This window comes from Streptomyces sp. NPDC050548, from assembly GCF_044457385.1.
Taxonomy (GTDB): Bacteria; Actinomycetota; Actinomycetes; order Streptomycetales; family Streptomycetaceae; genus Streptomyces.
This window is the reverse complement of the sequence record NZ_JBITGV010000021.1, coordinates 9,549-33,912: the sequence shown is the minus strand read 5'-3', so window position 1 is coordinate 33,912 and position 24,364 is coordinate 9,549. Positions and strand designations below refer to the sequence as shown.

The following is a 24,364-nucleotide window of genomic DNA, read 5'->3' as shown; positions in this document are numbered from 1 at the left end:
CCTTCCTGTCCTGGCGGTCCGGAGCGGTCGGACAGTGGGGGTGTCCGGCCCTCCGGGGCCGCCTTCGCGTGGAAAGGGGTCAGCGGGACTGTGCCCGGGACTTCATCAACGGCTGGATGCGGGTACCGAAGTTCTCCAGGCCTTCGAGGAAGTCGTCGAAGACGAGCATGATGCCCTTGGTTCCCTCGACCTCGGCGACCTCGTCGAGCAGTTTCGCGACGGTCTCGTACGACCCGACCAGTGTGCCCATGTTGAAGTTCACCGCACCCTCGGGCAGCGCGATGGTCCGGGCGGTCGAGGTGCCGTCGGAGGTCGTGTCGGTGGCCGTCTCCCCCGCCATGTACGCCAGCGCCGCGTGGTCGGCGTTGTCGTGGTAGTCCTGCCACTTGGCGTGGGCGGCCTCGTCGGTCTCGTCGGCGATGACCATGAAGAGGGAGAGCGCGCCCACGTCACGGCCGGTCTCCTCGGCCGCTTCGACGAGCGTGGCCGTGGTGCCCGACAGCGCGAGGGGGGTGTTGACGCCGCTGCCCAGGATGAAGTTGTACTCGGCGTGCTCGGCGGCGAACCGGATCCCGGTGGTGCTCTGCCCGGCGGCGACGATGTCGATGTGACCGTCCGCGGGGCGCGGGGACAGCACGCAGTCGTCCATCTCGTAGAACTCGCCCTTGAAGTTGCTGACGCCCTCGCTCCACAGCTCCTTCATCACGGTGACGTACTCGGCGGCGCGGGCGTAGCGGTTGCCGAAGTGTTCGTCGCCGGGCCACAGGTCCATCTGGGAGTACTCGCCGGGTGCCCAGCCGGTGACGATGTTGATGCCGAAGCGGCCGGGGGCGATGGAGTCGATCGTCGTGGCCATGCGGGCGACGATCGCCGGGGGCAGCACCAGGATGGGGGTGGAGGCGTACAGCTTGATCCGCTCCGTGACGGCGGCCAGGCCCGCCATCAGGGTGAACGACTCCAGGTTGTGGTCCCAGAACTCCGTCTCGCCGCCGAATCCCTTGAGCTTGATCATCGACAGCGCGAAGTCGAGCCCGTGCTCCTCGGCCTTCTGCACGATGGCCTTGTTCAGCTCGAAGCTCGGTAGGTACTGGGGCGCGCTCTTCGATATGAGCCAGCCATTGTTGCCGATGGGGATGAATACGCCGATGTCCATGCCGCTCCTCGTTGGCGGGTGGGCGGTGAGCCTGACGGGGTGACAACGCGCGGGCATGATCAAGGGTTTCCGGGACGACCACAAAGGTAGTCGTCGGCCGTTACCGCTCCCCACCCCTTCCGTGAACTGCGCGATGTCTGCGGTCCCTGTTGTCGCACAGGGCGCGGGTGCCCCGGATGCCGAGTATTGTCACCCGAGGGAACGTCGGCGGAACTCCGATGCAACTCGGCCTGGAATGCTGGCTGTTGAGAGCCTTGCGCGACAGCTTGAGCCAAGGGTGGGAGTCCTGCGGAGACAGTGTCATGTGAGGCGGGAACGGTAAAATTTACGGTATGAACGCACGTCTGGCTCTGCTCGGCACTGTGGACCCCGGCGTCACCGAGAGCGAAGTCTTCCGGCTCGCACTGCAGCATGCGGTGGGCGAGCTGGGAGCCCTTGGTGGAGCGATTCATCTGCGTGGCCCGATGTCCGCGCTGCGGCTGGTGTCGTCGACCGGTCTGCCTCCCGCCCTGACCCGCCCGTGGGAGATCATCGACCAGGAGGGGCCGACGGCCCCGGCCAGGGCGCTGCACCAGGGCAGTGGTGTATGGGTTCCGTGGGTTCCGGCGGAGCCCACGTGCGTGAGCGGGTCCGCGGGCCAGAAGCTCCCGTGGCCCGGCACCGGTCTGGCCGCCGTACCGGTGTCCGGCGGGGACCGCAGCATCGGCGCGCTGACGGTTCTGATGGGCGAGCAGGGTGAGCCCACACCGCGGCAGTGGGCCTTTCTCCGGGACCTGGTCGCCTGGACCGAGGAGCGGATGAGCCAGGCGCCGCCGCCCTCCGGCCCCTCCACGGCGGAGCCGGCCGGCCACCGTGACCGGCTGCGGCAGGCGCTGAAGCAGGTCAGCGTCGGTTCGTGGGACTGGGACATCCAGGGCGGCGAGCTGATCTGGGACGAGGCGGCCCTGGAGCTCTACGGCACACGCCCCGAGGACTACACGGCGAGGGTCGAGAACTGGATGGTGTGCGTCCATCCCGACGACCTGCCGCCGACGCTGGACGCGGTGGACCGGGCGATCCGCGAGCACGACGTGTTCGAGGCCGAGTACCGGGTGCGCCGCCTGGACGGCACCTACGGCTGGACCCGGGCCCGTGGCCGGGCGACCTACGACGAACAGGGCGAGCCCCTGCGGATGATCGGCGTGGGCTGGGAGAGCGACGAGTCCCGGTCCGCCCGGGACTCCCTCAGCCGGGCCCTGCGCCATATGAGTGACGGCTTTCTCGCGGTGGACGACGACTGGCGGATCACCTTCGCCAACCTGGAGGCGGAGCGCACGCTGGGCCTGTCCGAGGAGGAGCTGTTCGGGCGCCTCCTGTGGGAGCTGCCCACGGTGCGGAATGTCCCGGGCCTGGAGGACCGCTGCCGCAAGGCCGCGGCCGAGGAGACGCCGGTCGGCTTCGACGCCCAGTTGGAGGGCACCGGCCGCCGTCACCACCTGCGGCTGGTTCCGGGGCCCGACGGAGTCACCCTCTATCTCACCGACGTCACGGAGAAGCGCCAGCACGAGGAGGAGCGCAGGGCGTCCGAGCTGGCGGCGGCCCGGCGCGCGGCCCGGATCGGGGAGCTGACGGCCGCCCTCGCCAAGGCGACGACCTCGCAGGACGTGGTGGCCGCGGTCGCCCGCCGGGTGCTGCCGCCGTTCGCCGCCACCGGACTTCTGGTACAGGCCATCGAGGGCGACCGGCTGCACACCGTGGGAGCGGACGGCTACCCGGAGGAGTTCCTCGGCGTCGTCGACGGCAACGCCCGGACCCCCGGCGAGCCGTCCTGGGACGTGATCGCGTCCGGCGTGCCGCTGTTCCTCTCCTCGGTCGGGGAGTACGCGGCCCGCTACCCCGAGCTGGCCGCCAGACCGGCCAGGGCCCAGAAGCAGGCGTGGGCGTTCCTTCCGCTGACGGCGTCCGGGCACACCTTCGGCGTCTGCGTCGTGGCCTTCGACCACCCCCGCCGGCTCACCGACGAGGAGCGCACCCTCCTCGCCACGATCTGCGCCCTCGTCGCCCAGGCCCTGGAACGAGCCCGCCTCTACGACGCCGAGCACGACCGTTCCCGCGAACTGCAGCGCAGTCTGCTCCCCCGGGCGCTGCCCGAGCTGCCGGCGTGCACGGCCGCCGCCCGCTATCTCCCGGCGGGCCAGGGCATGGACGTGGGCGGCGACTGGTACGACATCATCCCGCTGTCGGGCGGCCAGGTGGCGCTGGTGGTGGGCGATGTGATGGGCCACGGTCTGCCGGAGGCGGCGACGATGGGCCGGCTGCGCACCGCGCTGCACACCCTCGCCGACCTGGAGCTGCCGCCCGACGAGATCATGAGCCATCTGAACGAACTCGTCGCCGGGATGGGCGAGGAGTCGTACGTGACCTGTCTGTACGCGCTCTACGACTCGACGACCCAGATCTGTTCCATCGCCGCGGCCGGTCATCCGCCGCCGGCCGTGGTCCACCCGGACGGCACGGTGCACTTCCCGGAACTGTCGGCCGACCCGCCGCTCGGCGCGGCGGAACCGCCGTTCGAGACAGTGGAGTTGAAGGTGCCGGAGGGAAGTCTGCTGGTCCTCTACACCGACGGTCTGGTGGAGTCGGCGAAGCGTGAGATGGACGAGGGCATGGCGGATCTGGCGCGGCTGCTGAGCGCGGCGCACCGGTCCGGCGGGGAGGCTGACCTGGGGCGAGCGGGCCTTGAGCGGCTGTGCGACACCCTCACGGCCGGCCTGCTCCCCGCCGAGCACCCGACGGCCGACGACGCCGCTCTCCTCGTCGCCCGGCTGCACGCCCTGACCCCCGACAAGATCGCGTCCTGGTCGCTGCCCGAGGATCCGCGAGCGGCCGGGCAGGCCCGCCGTCATGTGCGGGAGCAGCTGAGCACCTGGGGTCTGGAGGACCTGGCCCCGACCACGGAACTCCTGGCCAGTGAGCTGGTGGGCAATGTGGTGCGCCATGCCAAGGGCCCGGTCAGCCTGCGCCTCCTGCACGGCGCCGAGCTGATCTGCGAGGTCTTCGACGGCAGCCTGACGATGCCGCGCATCCGCCGCGCCACGGACACCGACGAGGGCGGGCGTGGCCTGCAGCTGATCACCGCTCTCACCCAGCGCTGGGGCACGCGCTATACGTCTACGGGCAAGTGCATCTGGACGGAGCAGGCGCTGACCGCTTCGGGCGCCCGGCAGGAACTGCCGGACGACGCCCTGGAGTTGATGTTCCCGAGCCTTGAGGACTTCGCCGGGGACCTCGACTCGCTGCCCTTCGGGGACGACGAGGACTGACGGCACCGGCGCAAATCAGCCAGGCTCCCGTTCTTCACAACGTACCCATGGGTAACGTGAGTTGGGGCTGTTACTTTCCCCTTTCAAGATCCCCGGATCTTTCGTACGTCCCCACTCACACTCCCCTGCACCGAGGCGGCCATGCCCAACTCCCCCTCCACCGACCACGCGAGCGGACGCCACCGCAAGAGCAGAACGGCCGGTCCGATGTTCCGCAGGGTCGCCGTCATCGCGGTGACCGCCCCCGTCGCCGGGACGATCCTGTTCGGCACGTCCGCGTTCGCCGCCGGGCAGACCGCCGCCACGCTCGACCCCGCCGAGCAGCAGATGGCGACCAATCTCGACACCCGCATCCAGGACACCCGACTGGGCACCACGCTCAGCGGTGTGGTCATCGACGCGCAGTCCGACAACGTCGTGTGGGGCCATGCCGCGACCACCGCGCTGATGCCGGCGTCCAACACCAAACTCGCCACCTCGACGGCCGCGCTCACGGTCCTCGGCCCCGATCACCGCTTCACCACGAAGGTCGTCTACGACGCCGGCACGGTCACCCTGGTCGGGGGCGGGGACCGCACACTCACCTCCGCCGATCTGAGCACGATGGTCACGACCGTCGTCGCGGGCCTGAAGAGCGCGGGCCTGACCTCGGTGAAGGTCCAGGTCGACGACAGCCTCTTCCCCGCGCCCTCCCTCGCCGTCGGCTGGAACGACGGCTACTACCCCGACTCCATCGCTCCCGTACGGGCGTTGGTGGTCGACGGCCACCACGTGACGGACACGTCCCTGGACGCAGGCCAGACCTTCGCGAAGCTCCTCGCGGCGCAGGGTGTCACGGTCACCGGCAGTGTCACGCACGGCGTCGCGGGCACCGGAGCCGTCCCCGTGGCGCAGCACCAGTCCGCTGCGCTGTCCACCATCGTGGAGCACATGCTCAAGGTGAGTGACAACGATATTGCCGAGACCCTGCTCCGGATGACGGCGCTCGCCTCCGGCCGCCCGGCCACCTTCGAGGACGGCACGGCGGTCGTCCGCCAGATCCTCACGCAGTACGGCATCTCGCTGACCAACTTCGAGATCCACGACGGCAGCGGGCTGTCCCGTTCCAACCGTATCCCGGCGCAGACCATCGCCGACATCCTCGACCTGGCCGACGACCCGGCCAACGCCCCGACGCTGAAGTACATCATCGACGGACTGCCCGTCGCGGGCGAGGCCGGCTCGACGCTGGGACCCGAGTGGGGCCGGTTCGACACCGCCGACTCGCAGTGCGCGGTCGGCAAGGTGATGGCCAAGACGGGCACGCTCACCGGTGCGATCGCGCTGAGCGGACTGACGAAGGCTGCGGACGGATCCTGGAAGATCTTCTCGTTCATCGAGAACAACTCCACCGCCGACCCCGCCGCCACGAAGGACGCCCTCGACGGCCTCGCCGCCACCGTCAACGGCTGCTGGGCATAAGGGCGTTCGGGCCGTCGGCTACGGCGCCGTGAAGAGCGCCGGGAAGCGCGGCCCGAGCCACGGTTTGCGGCCCCAGACGATCACCTTGGCGCGGGCCATGGTGGCGGGGGCGCTCCAGCGGCCGAGGGCGAGCAGGAGGAAGGCGACGGGGTCGATGGCGATCGTGCAGTCGGGCCGCCGGGGCGGCTCGTCGCTGACCGTGGGAACGCCGTCGGCGAAGGTGACGGCGAAGCGGTCGCGGCCGGTCCGCACCACGTAACACGCGTGGTGACCGACCGCGCCGGCGCTCACGACGCGGGGCATGGCGAGCCGTATGAAGGGCAGCGTGAACGGGGCGACCTCCCGGCTCACCATGTGCGGCCGACGCAGCGCGACCGCGATGTCGTAGCCGTGCCCGAGCAGATGCGTGAGCAGGTACGAGCCCAGGGTGGCCAGGTCCATCGGCCCCATCGGTGTCAGCACCTGCTCCTGCGGGGAGCGGCCCGCGGCGGCCGTGACGAAGGCCCGGGCCTGCTCCGCTATCACCGTGCCGAGAACCACCGGATCCCGCTCCGGGAAGGCGGCCAGGGAGGCCCTGTTGGCCGCCGCGAGCCCACTGGGCGTCCCGTCGCCGTAGGGCCGTGTCTTGCCCGCCCCGATGTCCCGCATCAGCTTCCCCGCCAGCGCGAGGTGCGCCGCCGCCTCGCCCACCGTCCACTCGGCGCCCGGCAGCGGTGTCTCCGGGTCGGTCTCCGCCGGGAGCAGCGCGGCGATCCGGTCGGCGGTGGCGGTGATGGCGTCCTCGACTGTCATGCACGGGATCGTGTAGGGAGCGGGCCGCGGTGTCCAGTGCCGGACCGGAATGATCGACTCACTGCCACCGAAGTCAGCGGCCGAGGGCCGTCAGCAGATCCCCCAGCCGTGCCACCGGCTCAGGGCCGATCATGCGCAGCACCACCGTGTGCGCTCCGGCCGCTTCCAGTTCGCGGACGCGTTCGGCGGCCTGTTCCGCCGTGCCGGAGACGGTGTACACCTGCTCCGCAGGGCGGCCGAGCCAGGCGCCGTGGCCGTCGACATGCGGCCGCAGCTCACGCTGCACCTGATCGGCACTGTCCCCCACGCAGCAGAAGGCGAACACCGTCATGGTGTGGTCCGCGGAGGCACCGCCCTTGTCGACCGACGCCCGGGAGCTCCTGACATCGGACGGGCCGTGCCCCTCGGCGATCACCGTCCCGTCCGCGACTCGCCCGGACAGCTCCAGCGAGCGGGGCCGCACCACACCCGCGACCACTGGCGGCACCTCCGTCGGCGGATGGACCAACTGGACGCCGGCCAGCCGTACTTCCCGCCCCTCCATGACGACGCGCTCCCCACGGAGCAGGGCGCGCACGGAGCTGATCGTCTCCTCCAGCAGAGCGAGCGGTGATCGCGCGACCGCGTCGACGTCGGCCATCCATTCGGCCACCCCGTGCCCTATCCCGGCGACGAGCCGGCCGGGGAACACCCGCGCCACCGTGGCCACCTCCATCGCCAGCAGTGCCGGACTGCGCAACGGGGCCGGCATGATCCCGATGCCCACCCGCAGCCGCTGTGTGGCTCCCAGCGCGATGGCGGCGGCCGACACGCCCGCGTTCCACCCCAGATCCTCGACCACCCAGAGATCGTCCACGCCGAGGTTCTCGACCTGCCGCGCGAATCCGGGCAACTCCTCCGGAGCCCAGTCGCGGTTGTACATCACACCGATCCGAAGCTGTGTCATGAGGTATGGCCTCTTCCGGTCGTGGCGCGCCGCCGATCTCGCCTGCGAATCAACACTCTCCGCGATCGCCGCCCCGAGTGTCTACGGTCGCGATGTCGCCAGCGCCGAGAGGAGCCCCTCGGCCAGGCGCGCGGCCGGGGCCGGGCCCCCGCGTTCGGTCAAGACCCGTACGACGGCCCGGAGTTGGGCGGCGGGAAACGTGTCGGCGTACGCCTCGCACCCGTCGTCCGCGTAGGCCCGTGCCAGTGCGGGACCAAGCGCCTGCGCGTGGGCATCGGCGCAGGCCCGCGCATTCGCGTCGCTGCTCAACTGCGCGTACTCGTGGCCGTATCCGTCCGCCTCGGTCGCGGAGAAACCGTTGACCAGCGCGTAGTCGCGGGCGCCCGTGTGGGCCTCGGTGTACGCGCCGGCCCGGTCGTAGGCGGCGTCGTAGAGGTGCAGGAGCATCGGGGTGAGCGCCGTTCTCCAGGTGTCCTGGGACGGTGTCCTGCCGTGCGCCGCCGCACGGTGCAGCTCCTCCGGAGCCACGAACACGGCCGCCTCCCCCTCCCGCGTCCCCTCCGCGAGGAGCGGCAGAACCGTCCCGGCCTGCCAGACATGGACGGCGAACAGGCCTCCCCTGTACGGGACTTCGTCGAGAAGGCCGTGCAGACGGGCCGTCCAGTCGTCGCGGGCGTCCGTCGGCAGCTGCAACTGAAGGTCCGTGGCGACGTGCCGCAGCCAAACCGGGGCGATGTCGGTCGTGGGCATCGCTCAGGCCTGCAGGGAACTGCCGTTGACGGCCACGCGGCGGCCCTCGCGGGTGTGCGGGAAGTAGTCCCAGACGGCGTGGTGCTGGACGCTGCGGTTGTCCCAGAGCACAAGGGTGCGCTCCTGCCAGCGGACCCGGCAGTGCAGCAGCGGGGTGCGGGCCATGTGCGCGTACAGCAGGTCGAGCAGGGCGTCGCTCTCCGGGCGGGACAGCTGGGTGATGTGGGAGGTGTAGGGGGCGTTGACGAACAGCAGCTTGCGGTCGGTCTCCGGGTGCCGGACGACGACCGGCTGTTCGGTGCGCGGCACGTCGTACTCGGGCGGCGGGGTCTGTCCTGCGGCGGTCCAGGGCAGGGCGCCGTCGTGGAGGGCGGTGAGGCCGTCGAGGAAGCCGCGCATCGCCGGTGAGAGCAGTTCGTAGGCGAGGTGCATGTTGGCGAAGACGGTGTCGCCGCCGCTGCCGCCTTCGGGGATGGTGGTGATGTAGAGCAGTGATCCGAGGGAGGGTTCGGGGTCGGCGGTGCCGTCGGCGTGCCAGCCGTTGCCGGCCACGGCCCGGGACTCCTTGTTCGCCTTGATGTCCAGGATGTACGGGTCGGATCCCTCGGGCGCGAGGGCGACGGGGTGCAGCTCGCCGAAGACGCCCGCGAACCGCTTGTGTTCCTCGGGGGTGATGTCCTGCTCGCGGAAGACCAGCACGTGGTGGGTCTGGAACGCGTGCTTGAGTTCCTTCTCCTGCTGGGGCGTCAGCTTCTGGGACAGGTCGAGGCCGGTGACCTCGGCACCCAGCAGCGGGGTGATCGGCTCGACGGACAGGGTGTCGTAAGGCTCGGCGGGGCGGGTGGTGAGCCGCTCGACGGCCTTGAGCGCGTAGTCCTCCATGGGGGACCTCCTTGGTGTAGGTGGAGAAGGGGCGAGGCTCACAGGCCTCGGTCGAGGAGTTCGGACACGACGAGGCGGCCGAAGGCGAGGTTGCCGTGGATCGTGTCGTCCGGCTGGCAGAAGGCGGGGCGTTGCAGGCCGCTCTCGTCGGTGACGCGGGTCCGCAGGTCGACCAACTCGACGCCCCTCGCGGTGAGTTCGGCTACGAGAATGTGCTGTGCGGCGAGGAAGACGTCCGGGTCGGACATGCCGGGGACGCGTTGGGGCGGCAGGGGCGCCAGTACGCGCAGTCCCAGGGCGGCGGCATGGTCGTAGAAGGCGAGCGCACCCCGAACCGTCGCGCGGATCAGGTCGGCGAAGAGGCCGCTGCGCAGGAAGGTGTCGGGGACGGTTCCGTGCCGGTCGCGGTAGAGGTCCCAGTTCTGCCGGGTGGCCACGGTGTGGGCGCTCAGGCCGAAGGTGCACACCAGCGGCACCCGCAGTCCGGCGAGCGCGGGCACGTCGAGGGTGTCCAGGAACTCGCGGTACAGCCGCTGGGTCTCGGCCTGCCGGAAGGTGAGGTCGGTGGTGCCGGTGTCGAAGAAGGGGCCCAGGAAGTCGCGCCCCGATCCCAACGGGCCTCCCACGAAAGACAGTTCGGCCGCCTGGGCGGCGCGGCCGACGCAACCGGCGTGCGAGTCACCGAGCAGCAGGAAGCGGGCGGGGGTTGTAGTAGTCGAGCACTGCGTCGTCACACCGGTTGTCCTCTCCGCCGTCGACGAGGGTGGGGGTGATGTGCGTGGTGGTGGTCCGGCCCTGGACGGCCTCGAAGAAGTGCCGCATCACGAAGGCCACCCCGTCGGGGCTGACCGTGCGGAGGTTGGGTTCGTAGAAGGCCGCCCGGTAGGGGTGGCCGGTGACGATCTCGTACGACGGGAAGTAGTCGAAGTCGTCGCGCTCGTCGGCGAGTTGGCCGGCCGCCGCGCGCAGGACGGACTTGGAGTGGGTGGTGGCGACGAGGGCGTGGCGGCCGGTGGCGGTGGCCGTCAGCGGGACCGGGGAGACGGTGAGGACCATCCGCAGCCGGGAGTTGACGGTGCGGGCCAGGGCGAGCAGGGCCGTCAGGTCGTCGTGGACCTGGGCCACCGTGTGGTTGCGCAGGACGTGCCGGGCGGGGTCGAAGGTGCCGCGTACGGTTCCGGGGCACATCGGCAGCACCGTGCCGGTGCGGGTGTCGTGCCAGGCCTCGGTCAGACCGAGGGTGAAGACGAGGACGTCGGCCTTGGTGAGCGCGGTACGGACGGCGGCGAGGGTGGTGGCGCGGGAGCGCAGCAGGTCGGTGGGCGTGGCGAAGCCGTCCGGTTCGACGGTGGGCCGGTAGGGGTCGTGGAAGGCGCCGTCCTCCGCCCAGATCTCCTCGGGCGGCTTCTCCTCGTCGAGCGCCCAGGCGATCCACTGGCGCAGTGCGGCGGCGGTGTAGATGTTGCCGGTCCGGAAGGAGAAGCGGCGGTAGCCGCGCGCCGACCGCTCCGCGCGGGTCAGGCCCGGCGGCGGCGGTTCGGCGTCGTACCAGTGCATGCCCTCCTCCAGGAGGGCCCGTCCGATGTGGGCGGCGAAGCAGGATCCGGCGGTGACGACGGGGTCGTCCTGGCCGATGGTGAACTTCGGCGTCCACAGGTCGGTGATGTCGAGCGGGTCGGGTTCGGCGACCGCGGTGCGCCAGAAGGACCGCTCGGGCAGGCGGGAGTAGGGGTGCTGCACGGTGGCCTCCTCAGGATCGTCCGGCGGGATGGGGCAGAGCGGGGGCTGTCGCGAGTGCGGCGGCGATCGTCCGCACGTGGGGTTCCGCTACGAGTTCGTAGTGGGTGGCGTCGAGGTGGTGCAGGCGGTAGGTGCCGGGCAGATGGGCGTCCCACGCGCCGGGCGGGGTCGGTTCCGGGGTCAACAGCCCTTCCTCCAACGGGCGTTGAGCGATCCATACCTCGGTGGGTGTCATGTGCAGTCGTGGCAGCCGGTGTTCGGCCATCGCCGCGAGGTTGGTTCGGCAGCAGTGCGCGAGGCGTTCGGCGTAGGCGCGGCCGGACTCCGACAGCGGTCCACCGGCGTTGCCGCTGAGTTCACGGGCGAACACGGCGTCCACCTGCTGTTCGTCGTAGGCGGCGAGGCGTTGGCCGGCGCCGGGTGGCGGTGGGTCGAGGAGGTGGACGGCGTCGACGGGTCTGCCCTCGGCTTCGGCAAGTGCCGCCATGGACAGGGCGGTCCAGGCACCGAACGACCAACCCGCCAGGCGCAGACGGCAGTTGGGGTCCGGGAATGCCGCCCGCACGGCATCAAGGTAGTGCGCGGCCCGGTCGGCGATCGAACGGGTGGGCAGTCCCGGGTCGCGCAGTTTCGGGTCGGCGATCAGGCAGACGGTCGACTCGGCGGGGAGGGCCGCCACCAGCGGTCTGTAGGCCTGGATGTCGCCGCCGACCGGATGGACCAGGCACAACACGTCCGGTCCGGGCCCTCGTTGCCACACTTCGACGGCCACCGCGGCGGACGCGCGGCGGGTGCCGGTGTCGAGGTGGCCGAGGATCTCGGCGAGGCTCACCCGGTGGCTGAGCCGGGACAGGTCGATGTCGGTGCCGTGACGGCACTTCACCTCGTCGATGAGTTCCAGCAGGGTGAGCGAGTCGGCACCCAGGTCGTACAGCGCCGCCTCGGGGTCGACGGTGTCCACGCCGAGGAGGTCGCGCAGGATCTCGGTGAGGTCGGCGGCGGGGTCGCCGGGTCCCGGCCCGGAATCGGCGACGGACTCATGCCCGTGCTCGTGCTCGTGCTCGTGCTCGTGCTCGTAGAAGTAGTGAGCCTCCGCCAGGGGCGTGGTGTTGACCATCAGGTGCGGCAGTTGCAGGTGCAGGGCCCGCTCGAAGACCGCCGCGCCGTCCTCCGGGGTGAGCGCCGACCTCAGATGTTCCTGGTGGCGGGCGTCGGCGGTCAGGGCGTGCTGTGCCATGCCTACGTCCCGCCAGGCGTCCCAGCCGATGGTCATACGGACGGTCGCGTCGTCGGCGCCGGGCGGCGCGTGATGGGCGTAGGCGTCCAGGCAGGCGTTGGCCGCCGCGTAGTCGAACTGCCCGACTCCCCCGAATCGGGCGGCCATTGACGAGCAGTAGGCCGCGTAGTCGGGGTCGTGCTCGGCGATGATCCGCTCGACGAGCAGGGCACCGCGGAGTTTGGCGGCCGTGGCCCGGCGGGCGGTGGCGGGGTCGCGGCGGACGAGGAGCCCGCCGGCGGCGGTGCCCGCGGCGTGGACGACCCCGGCGAGGCCGTCGAGGTGCGGAGCCAGTCGCTCTACGACCGTGTCCAGGTCGTCGGTCGCGAGGTCGGCCGGGACCAGCGTGACACGGTCCCGGTGTGCGCGCAGCGCGGCTGGTGTCCCGGTCCCTCTGGCGACGAGGACCACGCGGTTGCCGGGGTGTTCGAGGAGGCGGGCGGCCAGGGCGGTGCCGATGCCTCCGGTGCCGCCGAGCACCAGGTGGGTTCCGGGAACGGCCGTACGGACGGCGGCAGTCGGCGACTCGGGGGCATGCACCGGCTGAAGAGTGCGCTGCCACCAGAAGCCGTCGCGCAGGCCGGTCGACGGTTCGGTGATCGTGTCGTCCAGGAGCAGGTCCGGCAGCTGGGCCGCCCACTCGGCCGGGCGCGGTCCTGGCAGGTCGGCCCAGCGCAGGGTCACGCCCAGTTCCTGCCGGGGCACTTCGAGGGCGGCGGCGAGCAGGCCCGCCTCGGGCGTGCGGACGGGGCCGGTGACCGGCTGCGCCCCGTGGGACAGCAGCCAGGCGCGGGGCCGTTCGGCGTCCGGGACTTGCGCGAGGGCGCGGACGAGCGCCGCGACGGTGTCGAGGCAGGCCCACTGGGCCGCCTCCAGCGCACGGTCGTCGAGGCTGCCGTCGAGGGTCAGGGGAAGGGTGTGCAGCCAGTCGACGCCGGGGCCGGCGTGCCGGGTGATCTCCGCGAGCACGACGGCGAGTTGCTCGGTGTCGGCGGGGTCGGCCTCGTAGCGGTCCTCGTCGAGCCGGGTGAGTCCCTGCCCGGCGCGCACGGTCACCACGCGGGCGTAGTGCCGTTCCAGGAACCGCCACGCCGTGCCGTCCGCGTCCGGTGCGGTGACCACGACGGCGGTGCGTTGTGGCTGGTGGGCGCCGGTGCGGGCGCGGCGCAGCCGTGTCCACAGCGGCTGGTGCAGCCACTCGTCGGGGGGCAGCCGCCGCGGGGCGCCAGACCGCACGGAGTCGGACTCGGAGTCATCCTCTCCGGGCGCGCGTCGGAAGTCGTACTCCGCCGTGTCGAAGGCGGGCGGCGGGAAGTCCCAGGGCGCGGGTGCGGGCCCCTCTGGCCATACGAGGGTGTGTCCGGCCGTCCATGCCTCCGCGAGGGCGCGCGGGTCCTGGTCCGGTGCCTTCAGCGCGGTCCGCGCGAGCGGCTCGCCGACCTCGCCGAGCGTGTCGAGCCACGCGACGGCGGAGTCGACGTCCGGGCAGACGGCCGCCGCCCGGTGCGCGAGCGCGGGCCGTCCGGCCTGGAGGTGGCGCAGCACCTGCGGGTAGCTGTCGGGGTGCGCCCTCAGGTAGGCGGCGATACGGCGTCCGTCCGCGCGTACGGCGGACGCGGAACTGCCGGACAGGGGCAGGCACATCACCGTCTCGGCCGGAACAGGACCGGGGTGGGCCAACTCCCCTTGTTCCAGCAGCAGATGGGCGTTGGTGCCGCCGATGCCGAAGCTGCTGACGGCGGCCACTCTCGGGGTGTCGGACGGCCAGGCTTCGGCGATGACCGGTATCCGGAAGGGCCCGTCCTCTATCTCGGGGTTGAGCCGGTCGAAGTCGGCCGTCGGCGGAACGACCCCGTGGTGCACGGCGAGCACGGCCCGCACCAGGCCGACGACGCCCGCGGCGGCGCCCAGGTGTCCGATCTGGCTCTTCACGGAGGACAGCGCCACGCCCGCGTCGTCCGCGAGCCCGTACGCCTGCCGCAGCGCGGCCGTCTCCACCGGGTCCCCGAGCCGGGTACCGGTCCCGTGCGCCTCCACGTAGCCGAGGTCGGTGCCGCTACGGCCGCTGCGGTGCAGGGCGGTACGGATCGCGGCACGCTGCCCGGCCAGGGCGGGGGCGCTGTAACTGAGCTTGTCCGCACCGTCGTTGTTGATTCCCGAGCCGGTGACGACGGCGTAGACGGTGTCGCCGTCCCGGCGTGCCGCGGCGAGCGGTTTGAGCACGACGACGGCGCTGCCGCTCGCCCCGACGGTACCGACGGCGTCCGCGCTGAACGGCCGGCAATGGCCGTCCGGCGAGAAGATGTGCTGCGGCCGGTAGGTGTAGCCGTCGGTCAGGTCGATGTCGACGAGGACACCGCCGACGAGCATCATGTCCGCGTCGCCCTGCCGGAGCATCCCGGCGGCCACATGCACGCCGACGAGCGAGCTGGAGCACGCGGACTGCACGGTGAAGGCGGGCCCGGTCAGTCCGAGGTGGTAGGCGGCTTTGGTGGCCAGGAAGTCCTTCTCGTGGTGCAGCGCGAGCCGGAAGGTGTCCGGGAGTTGAGCCGGTTCGGCCTCGCGCAGCACGCGCTGGAAGTAGGTGTTCTCGCCGCAGGCGGCCAGGAGCCCGACCCGGTGGGTGGCCGGGTCCGCGATGCCTGCGTGGGCGAGTGCCTCGACGCAGTTCATCAGGAGGTGCCGTTGCTGGGGGTCCATCAGCCGGGCCTCGTGCGGGCTGATGGTGAAGCGGCCCGGGTCGAAGGCGAGCGGTCCGGCGAGCTGGCTGCGGGCACCGACCCGGCCGTCTGCCGTCGGGAAGTGCTCGATGCCCCGGCGACCGGAGACGACCAGGTCCCAGAAGGCGGCCAGGTCGGGGGCGCCCGGCAGTCGTACGGCCATCCCGATCACCGCGACGGGTTCGCCCACGGGTCGTGGCGCGCCAAGGGGCATCGAATCCGTACCCCTCTCCGACGCGCGCCCCTCGATGAGGCGGGCGAGTGCGCGAAGGCTGACGTGCTCGAACAACTCCGGCACACCGAAGGTGAGTTGGTCCTCGCCGGCGCAGCGGAGTTGGAAGCGCATCAGGTCCAGGCTGGTGGCACCGGCGTCGAAGAACCGCTGCTCGACACCGATCGCCTTGCCGGTCACCGTCTCGAACAGATCGGCCAGCCGCGCTTCGAGAGGTGACAGGGCGGCCCGGGCGGTCGCACCCGCCGGGCGCAGTTCGCGCCCCTGGACGGTGAGCGCCGCCCGGCGGTCCAGTTTGCCGCTCGGGGTGCGTGGCAGTTCGGTGAGGCGGCGGAACCTGCTCACGCGCGCATAGCCCGGCAGCAGCCCGGACAGATGGTCGGCGAGGTCCTTCGGGTCGGGGTCGCCGCCCCGGCACTGCAGGCAGGCCACCAGCAGTCCGTCCGCCACCGCCGCGACCGCGTGGGTGATGCCGGGGTACTGCAACAGCGCGGCTTCGACCTGACCCAACTCCAGCCGATGTCCGCCGAGTTTGACCTGACTGTCGTCGCGGCCGGCGTAGTGCAGCAGGCCGTCCGTGTCGAAGCGCGCGAGGTCGCCGGTGCGGTAGAAGGTGCCGAGGTCGGGGTCGTCGGTGAAGCGGTCGTGGTGCGGTGTGTCGTCGCCGAGGTAGCAGCGGTGGGCCATGAGGCCGCCGATCAGCAACTCGCCGGTGACGCCCGGCGGGACGGGGTGGCCGCCCTCGTCGACGACCCGCAGGACGGCGTTCGCCACCGGCCGCCCGATCGCGGGCCGCAGCGGCCAGGCGGCGGGATCACCGTCGAGGCACAGACCGCTGACGACATGGGTCTCGGTGGGACCGTAGTGGTTGAACAGGCGGGCGTCCGGCAGCCCGGCGAACCAGCGGCGGATCGCGTCCGTGCACACCAACTGCTCCCCGGCCGTGACGACTTCACGCAACCGCGACGGGAACCGCCCGGTGCGCACCCCGTGTTCGGCGAGCAGTTGCAGAGCGACGTACGGCAGGAAGATCCGCTCCGCTCCCCCGGTCTCCAACTCCCGCAGCAGGGAGGGAACATCGTGCCGCCAGGCGGGTTCCACCAGGCGCAGCAGACCCCCGGAGCACAGGGTGGTGCAGATCTCCTGGAACGAGACGTCGAAGGACAGCATGGAGAACTGCTGGGTGACGGCGGGCCCGCGCAGTCCGCCGTCGGTGCGCTGCCAGGTCAGCAGGTTGCACACGGTCCGGTCGAAGACCTGGACGCCTTTGGGAGCGCCGGTGGAGCCGGATGTGAACAGGGTGTAGAGCGGACGCGCTCCTTGGTGCGCGGGAGCGTAGGGCGCGGCGGCGGGGGCGTCCGCGAGGGTCAGGACGTGCCGTGGCAGGGACGCCGGCGCGATCGCGGCGAGCGCGTCCTCGTCCTGCGGCGCCACGAGCACGCACAACGGGTCGGCCTGGTCGAGCACATGCCGCAGCAGGTGCGGTGGATAGGCGGGATCGAGCGGTACGACGGTGAGGTTCAGCCGGCCCGCCGCCAGGAGGGCCACGATGTGTTCGACGGAGGGCCGGAGGTGGAGCGCCACGGCCGCCGGGGCGGCGGGATCGGCCGGGAGGCGGGCGGCGAGGGCGGCCGCCAACCCGGCTGCATGCGCATCGAGTTCGGCGTAGGTGAGGGTCAACTCGCCATTGGTGACCGCCGGTTCGTGCGGGGTGCGCGCCACGTGTCGGGCGAAGCCCTCGGCGACGGTCGCGAAGTCCGAGGCCCGCGTGGGTCCTTGGCCGTGATCGGGCAGGGTGCGACGGTAGTCGGCGACCAGTTGATGCAGGGTGGTGTCGTTGTCGCCGGTCAGATGGTCGAGGGCCTCGCGGAAGAGGCGGGCCGCGGCCTGGGCGCGTTCGGCGCCGATGTCGTCGCGGTACTCCCACAGGCAGTCGAAACCGCCCTCGTGCTCCACCACGGACAGCGTGAGGGCGCATTTGGCGCCGAGCGGCTCGGGCCACACCGGCCGTACGTCGCAGCCGTCGAGCCGCAGTGCGGAGAAGTCGGTGTTCTCCAGCACGAACAGGTAGTCGAACAAGGGGGTTCGCTCGCCGAAGACGCGGTCCGCGAGAACGTCGGCGAGGGCGACCTCCTGGTCGCGCAGGACGGCGTGCACGACGTCGGCGTGCTCGGACAGCTGGGCGTCCAAGGGGCGGTGCGGCTCCATCGGCAGGTCGAGGAGCACGGTGTTGGCGAACATGCCGACGGTGTCGGCGAATTCGGGCCGGGCCCGGTTCGCGACCGGCGTGGCGATCAGTGGGCGGCCCTGCCCGGTGACGCCGTAGACGCTCGCGGCGAACGCGGACACCAGCAACTGGAAGCGGGTCAGGCCGAGTTGTGCGGCGCGTCGGTCCAGCGCGCCACGGCGGACGACGTCGAGTGTGGTGCGCAGCAGGCGGGCCCGTGGTGTGTCGGGGACCGGCTGCGCGGGTGACGGTTCGCCGTCGCGGCCGTAGTGGGAGCGCAGCCGTGCCCGCCGGTCCGCGTAGGCGGGACTCGTGTGCCAACTGCGCTGCCAGTGAGCGAAGTCCAGGGGCGTATGAGTCGAGCCGTCGGCGACGCAGGCGTCGGTCAGGTCGCGAAGGAGGAGGTTGAGCGACCAGCCGTCCACGGCGACGTGGTGCAGATGCAGCAGGAGCAGCCCGCCGTCGGCCCGTGGCACCCAGGCCACACGCAGCATCCGAGCCTCGGTGAGGTCGAAGCGGTGCTCGAAGAACCGCTCGGCGGTGTCCTGCCACTCCTCCCCCGGGCGGGCTGCGAGATACTGCCAGGGGTCGTAGGGATCGCCGGTCCGCTGGAGCAGCCCGTCCGGGGTGGGAACCAGCCGGGTGCGCAGGGCGACATGCCGTTCCACCAGAGCCCGCACCGCGCGCCGCAGAGCCGCCGTGTCGACGTCACCCCGGACCCGGAACGCCAACGGCACGTCGTAGGACCGGTCTTCGGGCGCCCGCTGCCGCAGAAGCCACAACCGCTCCTGCTCACTGGTGGCCGGCGCGGTCGTCTCACCGGCGGGGCCGGGTACGGGCGGGTGTTCCCCTACGGCCGTGTCGGCGGCGTCGACGGCGTCCGCGAGGGCGGCGAAGTCGGCCCGCAGGACCAGGTCGTGCGGAAGGTCGACGGCGTAGCGGTCGAGGATCTCGAAGCGGAAGCGCAGCGCCTTCAGCGAGTCGCCGCCGCTGGCCGCCCAACGGTCCCCGGGACGCAGGCCGTTGACGGCGAGGATGTCCTCGGCGATGTCCAGCACCCGCCGCTGTCCGGCGCTGACGGGCGGTCCGTCGCCTTCGGGCGTGCCGCGCCACGGAGTGCGGGCGTCGCGCAGCAGGGCCTCCCGGTCGACCTTCCCGTTGGCGTTGCGTGGGAGTTCGGTGACGAGGTAGGTGTGGTGGGGGCGCATGTACGAGGGCAGGGTCGCGGCGAGGTGGCGGTCGTAGGTGTCGTAGGAGAGTTCGTCGGCCAGGACGAGGAAGGCGAGCAGTTCGTTGCGGTCCTCGGCGTCGCGGCGGGTGCAGACGTAGGCCTGGCGGACGGCGGGCTGGACCAGGATCTGCCGTTCCACCTCGCCCGGCTCGATCCGGAAGCCGCGCACCTTGACCTGCCGGTCGGCCCTGCCGATGTAGATGATGCGGCCCTCGGTGTCCTGGCGTACGAGGTCGCCGGTGCGGTACCAACGCCCTTGCCCGGCCCGCTCGTTCGGGAGTCGTACGAAGCTGTGGGCGGTCCGCTCGGGGAGGTTGCGGTAGCCGCGCGCCAACGCCGGGCCGGAGAGCAGGAGTTCGGCCACCTCCCCCGGTTCGGCGGTGCGGTCGTCCTGGGTGCGCAGGAGGATGCCGGTGCCGGGGAGCGGGGTGCCGATGGGGATCGTGTCGCCGGCGAAGTCGCGCGGGATGGGGTGGCAGAGGGCGAAGGTCGTCGCCTCGGTCGGCCCGTACGCGTTGCGCAGGACCGTCGGGGCTTCGGGGTTGGTCTCGTACCAGCGGCGGACGATACGGGCGTTCAGCTGTTCGCCGCCGACGAGGACCTGCGCGACGGTGGCGAAGGAGTGCGGTACCTGCTCGACGACCGCGTTGAAGAGTGCCGTCGTGATGAACAGCGTGTCGACGCGGCGATCGTCGAGCGCCCTCGCGAGTCCGGGCGCGCTGTGCACCTGGCTGTCGTCGAGTACGACACAGACGCCACCGGTCAGCAGCGGGACCCACACCTCGAAGCTGAGCGCGTCGAAGGCGGGGTTGGCCAAGCAGGCGATCCGGGTGCCGGGCCGCAGGTCGAGATAGCCGGGTCGGGCAAGTCGCAGCACTCCCTCGTCGGTGACCTCCACGCCCTTGGGGTGCCCCGTGCTGCCGGAGGTGTAGAAGACGAAGCCCGTGGCGGTGTCGCCGGGTTGGACCGCGGACACGGCGGGCAGGCCGGTGCCACCCTCGCCGCTCAGGAGCAGGTCGACGTCCAACACGGGGAGATGCGCCGGTAGTTGGAGACCGTCCCCGTGGATCACGGCGACGGCGCCCGAGTCGTCGAGGATGTGGCGCTGCCGGTCGGGCGGGCTGAGGCGGTCGAGGGGGACGACGGTGGCTCCGGCGCGGCGGATGCCGAGCATGACGCAGACCAACTGCCAGGAGCGCGGCAGGTGTACGGCGACCGCGTGCCCTGGGCGTACTCCGGCCGCGCGCAGCCGCGCCGCCACCAGGCCACTGGCTCGTTCGAGTTCCGTGTAGTCGAGGACCCGGTCGCCGTCCTCGACGGCGGGGGCGGCGGGGGTGCGGCGGGCCTGGGCGAGGACGGTCTCGGCGAGGGAGGCGGACCGTGACGGGGCCGTGTCGACCGGTGCCGGGGAGACGGTGCGGGCGGGGCGGAGGTCCATCACGCCTCCCGTATCGGCAGGGCCGACTGGGGCGTGTGGTGGGCCAGTTCGGCGCCGAGCAGGGCGCCGACCCGGGCCGCCCCGGCGCCCTCCAGGATCTCCCAGTGGTCGCACTCCAGCGTCTCCACCCGGAACGCGCCCTCGGCCCTGCGCTGCCAGAAGGCACGGACCTCGGCGTGGAAGGGGGTGTCAGTGCCTTCCGGCACGGCCTGGGCGAGGACAAGGCGGGCCGGGGAGGCTGCCGGGAGGTGTTCGCGGGCGGTGAGCCGGTTGTGGTTGTAGAGGTGGAAGTAGCGGTCGACCTGGGCGTCGTCGATGCCGGGGTACATCCCGTTGAACCTCACGAGTTTGTCGCGGAACTCGGCCGCGTCGACGGCGCCGATCTCCGCGCGGGCGGTCGCGTCGTCGGTGGCCTGGGTGTCCAGGAGGACGACACTGACCGCGCGATGTCCGGCGGCGGCCAGCAGGCGTCCCATCTCGTGGGCGACGAGGCCGCCGTAGGACAGGCCGGTCAGGACGAGGGGCTGGTCGCCGAGCGGTTCCAGGAGGCGCAGGTATGCCTCGGCCATGGCTTCCACGGTGGGCAGGAGGTCCTCGTCGGGGTTCACGCCCGGGGACTGGATGCCGTAGAGCCCGACGCTTTCGGGCAGGAGGGTGGCCAGGGGCAGGTAGCAGAAGGCGGTGCCGCCTGCGGGGTGGACGCAGACCACGCGCGGGCCGGTGCCGGGGCGGAACTCGATGAGGCTGCCGGGGGCGCGGGCGGTGCCGTCCTCGCGGAGCAGCGCGGCCAGGGCCTCGATGGTGGGGCGCGTCATGACCTCGCCGACGGGGAGTCGGCGGCCGAAGGTCTCGGTGACGGCGTGGGCCATCTTGATGGCGGACAGTGAAGTGCCGCCGATCTCGAAGAAGTTGTCGCTGACGCCGATGTCGGGGTGGAGCAGGATGCGTTGCCAGATCCGGTACAGGCCGTGTTCGACGTGGTCGCGCGGGCTGGCCGCGTTGACCTGGTCGGAGGTCGACTCCTGGGCCAGGCAAAGGAGTTGGGGCCGGTCGAGTTTGCCGCTGCGGTTGAGCGGCAGGGCGTCGAGGTCGAGGAAGACGGCGGGGATCATGTAGTCGGGCAGTCGGCGGGCGAGGGCGGTGCGCCAGTCGTGCGCGGTGCGGGCGGGTGCCGTGCCGCGGCCGATACCGGCGATCAGCCTGGGCTGACCGGTCGTGTCGTGGTCGACGAGGACCGCCGCTTCGCGTACACCGGGCAGGGCCGTGAGCGCCGCCTCGACCTCGGCGGGCTCGATCCGGAAGCCGCGCAGTTTGATCTGGTCGTCGGCGCGCCCCATGAAGTGGGCCTGGCCGTCCGGCAGTCGGCGGGCGAGATCGCCGGTGCGGTAGATCCGCTCGCCGGGCACGAAGGGGTCGGGCAGGAAGCGTTCCTTGGTGAGGTCGGGGCGGCCGAGATAGCCGCGGGCCAGCGACGCTCCGCCGAGGTAGACCTCGCCCACCACTCCGGGCGGGACCGGTTCGAGGCGGCCGTCGAGCACGTACATGCGGGTGTGCGGCAGCGGGCGGCCGATGGGGCACGGCCGTTCCAGCGGGCGGGGGTCGTAGTGGGCGGTGCTGTAGAGGGTCGCCTCGGTGGGGCCGTAGCCGAAGCAGATCCGCAGGCCGGGGAGGTGTTGTGTCATGCGGTGCAGCGCGGCTTCGGTGAGCGACTCGACGCCGGTGAGGAGCTTGCGCAGGGGCAGGCCGCGCAGTCGTGCGGCGGGGTCCTCGTCGATCCACTTGACGTAGGCGGGCGGCAGGAACGCCTGGGTGACCGCGTGTTCGCGCATCCACGCCAGCAGGGCCTCGGGGTCGCCGCGCAACTCCTCGGGGACGATGTGGAGTTCGCCGCCGGTGGTCAGCGGGAGCAGCAGTTCGTGGATGGAGGCGTCGAAGCCGATGCCGGACCAGGCGGAGCCGGCGTCGCCGGGGGCGGTGCCCATGCGGGCGTGCCAGGTCGCGAACAGGTCGAGGACGCTGCGGTGTTCGACCGCGACGCCCTTGGGCCGTCCCGTGGACCCGGAGGTGAAGATCACGTAGGCCAGCTGGTCGGGCGTGTGGTCGATGTGCGCCGGTGCTCCCTGCCGGGTCGATCCCTCGGCCTCTACGGCGGCCAGGTCGAGCCATTCCGGGTCGCGTTCGGCGCTGTCGTGGTCGCTCAGCACGAGGGGGCAGGCGGCGTCCTCGATCATGCGGGCGAGGCGTTCGGCGGGCTGGCCCGGGTCGAGCGGGAGGTAGGCGGCGCCCGCCTTGAGGATGCCGAGGATGCCGACGGCGAGGTCGCGGGTGCGTTGCGCGTGCAGGCCCACCACATCGCCGGGGCGGACGGACCGGGCGACGAGCGCGTGCGCGAGGTGGTCGGCGCGGCGGCCGAGTGCCGCGTAGTCCAGCGAGCCGTCCCGGTCGACGACCGCGGTCTGCGCGGGGCGCTCGCGGACCTGTGCCTCGAAGAGTTCGACGAGTCCGGACGCCGAACGCAGGGCAGTCTCCGCCGGGTTGGGCGGCGGGGCGGTGTCGGGCCGCGTGGCGTCGCCGTCGAGGAGCGCCCGTCGGCGTTCCTGCGGTGTCATCAACTCCAGGGCCCGGATGTCCCGTTCGGGGTGGCGGACCATGTCGGTGAGCAGATTCCGGAGATGGCCGGACCAGCGCCGGGCGGTTTCGGGGTCGATGAGCGCGGTCGCGTAGTCCAGGTGTCCGGTGAGCCGGCCGTCGGACTCGGTCGCCGACAGGGCGAGATCGAACTTGGCCGGGGCGTGGGCGATCGGCAGCGGCTCGGCCTCGACTCCGGGCAGGTGCAGCAGACCCCGCCGGTCGGGCTGCCAGGCCAGCATGGTCTGGAACAGGGGTGTGCGGGAGGCGCTGCGCGGCGGGTTGACCAGTTCGACGATGCGCTCGAAAGGCAGGTCCTGGTGGGCGAGGGCCTCGCGTACGACGGCGCGGGTGCGGGTCAGGGCCTCGGCGGCGGTGAGGGATCCGGAGAGATCGACGCGCAGCGGGAGGGAGTTGACGAGGAAGCCGATGAGGCCGGCCGCTCCCGGGCCGCGCCTGCCCGCGAACGGGCTGCCGACAACGATGTCCTCCTGCCCGGAGAGCCGCGACATGAGGATCGCCCATCCGGTCAGCAGGGCCACGAAGGGCGTGGCGCCGTGCCGTCTCGCGAGACTCCGGAGTTCGGCCGTGGCCTCGGCGTCGAGGGTGAACTCGGCCCGCCCGCCGTCGTATTGCTGTTCCGCCGGCCGTGGACGGTCGGTGGGCAGTTCGAGGACGGGCGGGACGTCGTGCAGTGCGCGCCGCCAGTAGTCCTCCTGAGTGCCGAGGTCGGCTTCGCACTGGGCGCGCGCGTGGTCCGCGAACTGCACGGCGAGCGGCGGCAGGGGATTCGGGGCACCCGCGCCGAACGCCTCGTAGAGCTGCCCGAGTTCGTCCATCATGACGTTCATCGAGACGCCGTCGTAGATGCTGTGATGGAACGTCAGGAGCAGCACGTGGCGTTCGGGTCCCGTGACGAGCAGGCGACCCCGGCCGAGCGGGCCGGCTTCGAGGTCGAACGGGCGTTGCGCCTCGTCGAGTTGGCGGACTGCCACCCGCGCGTCCGCGCCGTCGACGGTGGTGAGGTCCTCACGGGTCAGGGTGAATCCGCTGCCCGGCGGGTCGATGTGCTGGTGTACGTCGCCGTCCGCGGCCACCAGCCGTGTCCGCAGCGACTCATGACGGTCCGTCAGCGTGTCGAGGGCGCGGGACAGCAGGTCGGCGTCGAGCGGGCCGGTCAGGGTGTAGGCGATGGTCTCGTTGTACGCGGCGTTCGCGCCCGGCAGTTGGGACAGGAACCACAGTCGCTGCTGGGCGAAGGAGGCGGGCCGGACCCGGGGCGTCGCTTCCAGGCCGGGCGGGGGTGTTTCGGTGGACGCGCGGGGAGCGGGGACAGAGTGGGGGGTGTGATGCACCGGCGGTACCTGGCCTTCCCATCGGTGTGGGGCTGGGTGACATCGGGGCGCGACAAGCCGGGGTCACCGGGCTGCCGACGGGCCGGAGAGGGCGCGCTCGCCATCGAGCGGGGTGCCGTGAGGGGGGAGGGGAGGTGGCGGGCGCGCGGCCGATGGCCGGGACGCGCAAGGCCGCCGAAAGCGGCCCGGAGATTCGACAATTCGATGCACGAAATCGCTGGCCAATTACTT

11 protein-coding genes are annotated in these 24,364 nt (G+C 71.9%); 2 read left to right on the top strand and 9 right to left on the bottom strand.

All coding sequences use genetic code 11. The features are described from left to right. Positions 1 to 79: 79 nt before the first annotated feature. Positions 80 to 1,153, bottom strand: coding sequence for a pyrimidine utilization protein A (rutA, locus tag ACIBJH_RS40175; protein WP_399121884.1), 1,074 nt, complete (start codon positions 1,151 to 1,153; stop codon positions 80 to 82). Between the two features lie 332 nt (positions 1,154 to 1,485). Here rutA and ACIBJH_RS40170 point away from each other — a divergent pair, with 332 nt between their 5' ends. After that, positions 1,486 to 4,455, top strand: coding sequence for a SpoIIE family protein phosphatase (locus ACIBJH_RS40170; RefSeq protein ID WP_399121883.1), 2,970 nt, complete (start codon positions 1,486 to 1,488; stop codon positions 4,453 to 4,455). A 141-nt stretch (positions 4,456 to 4,596) separates the two neighbouring features. Continuing rightward, on the top strand, positions 4,597 to 5,916 hold the full coding sequence (gene dacB, locus ACIBJH_RS40165) for a D-alanyl-D-alanine carboxypeptidase/D-alanyl-D-alanine-endopeptidase (protein ID WP_399121882.1): 1,320 nt from the start codon (positions 4,597 to 4,599) through the stop codon (positions 5,914 to 5,916). 18 nt (positions 5,917 to 5,934) lie between these two features. On the opposite strand, the gene ACIBJH_RS40160 is transcribed toward dacB, so the two are convergent. The 8 genes from ACIBJH_RS40160 to ACIBJH_RS40125 all read right to left on the bottom strand — a co-directional run bounded on the left by ACIBJH_RS40160 (position 5,935) and on the right by ACIBJH_RS40125 (position 24,133). Continuing rightward, positions 5,935 to 6,708 carry a maleylpyruvate isomerase family mycothiol-dependent enzyme gene (locus ACIBJH_RS40160; RefSeq protein ID WP_399121881.1) on the bottom strand — a complete coding sequence of 258 codons (774 nt, stop codon included), beginning with the start codon at positions 6,706 to 6,708 and terminating at the stop codon, positions 5,935 to 5,937. Positions 6,709 to 6,781: 73 nt separating this feature from the next. After that, positions 6,782 to 7,654 carry an LLM class flavin-dependent oxidoreductase gene (locus ACIBJH_RS40155; protein WP_399121880.1) on the bottom strand — a complete coding sequence of 291 codons (873 nt, stop codon included), beginning with the start codon at positions 7,652 to 7,654 and terminating at the stop codon, positions 6,782 to 6,784. A gap of 81 nt (positions 7,655 to 7,735) precedes the next feature. Then, positions 7,736 to 8,404, bottom strand: a complete 669-nt coding sequence (locus ACIBJH_RS40150; RefSeq protein WP_399121879.1) for a hypothetical protein — start codon at positions 8,402 to 8,404, stop codon at positions 7,736 to 7,738. 3 nt (positions 8,405 to 8,407) lie between these two features. Then, positions 8,408 to 9,286 (bottom strand): TauD/TfdA dioxygenase family protein, encoded by an 879-nt coding sequence (locus ACIBJH_RS40145; RefSeq protein ID WP_399121878.1) that lies wholly within the window; start codon positions 9,284 to 9,286, stop codon positions 8,408 to 8,410. 38 nt (positions 9,287 to 9,324) lie between these two features. Then, positions 9,325 to 10,020 carry a hypothetical protein gene (locus ACIBJH_RS40140; protein WP_399121877.1) on the bottom strand — a complete coding sequence of 232 codons (696 nt, stop codon included), beginning with the start codon at positions 10,018 to 10,020 and terminating at the stop codon, positions 9,325 to 9,327. Next, positions 9,965 to 11,026 carry a GSCFA domain-containing protein gene (locus ACIBJH_RS40135; RefSeq protein ID WP_399121876.1) on the bottom strand — a complete coding sequence of 354 codons (1,062 nt, stop codon included), beginning with the start codon at positions 11,024 to 11,026 and terminating at the stop codon, positions 9,965 to 9,967. The genes ACIBJH_RS40140 and ACIBJH_RS40135 overlap by 56 nt, the downstream gene beginning before the upstream one ends. A gap of 10 nt (positions 11,027 to 11,036) precedes the next feature. After that, complete coding sequence (locus ACIBJH_RS40130) at positions 11,037 to 20,150, bottom strand: amino acid adenylation domain-containing protein (RefSeq protein ID WP_399121875.1); 9,114 nt, start codon at positions 20,148 to 20,150, stop codon at positions 11,037 to 11,039. Further along, complete coding sequence (locus tag ACIBJH_RS40125; protein ID WP_399121874.1) at positions 20,150 to 24,133, bottom strand: amino acid adenylation domain-containing protein; 3,984 nt, start codon at positions 24,131 to 24,133, stop codon at positions 20,150 to 20,152. Before ACIBJH_RS40125 ends, ACIBJH_RS40130 begins: the two co-directional genes overlap by 1 nt. Between the last annotated feature and the right edge of the window lie 231 nt (positions 24,134 to 24,364).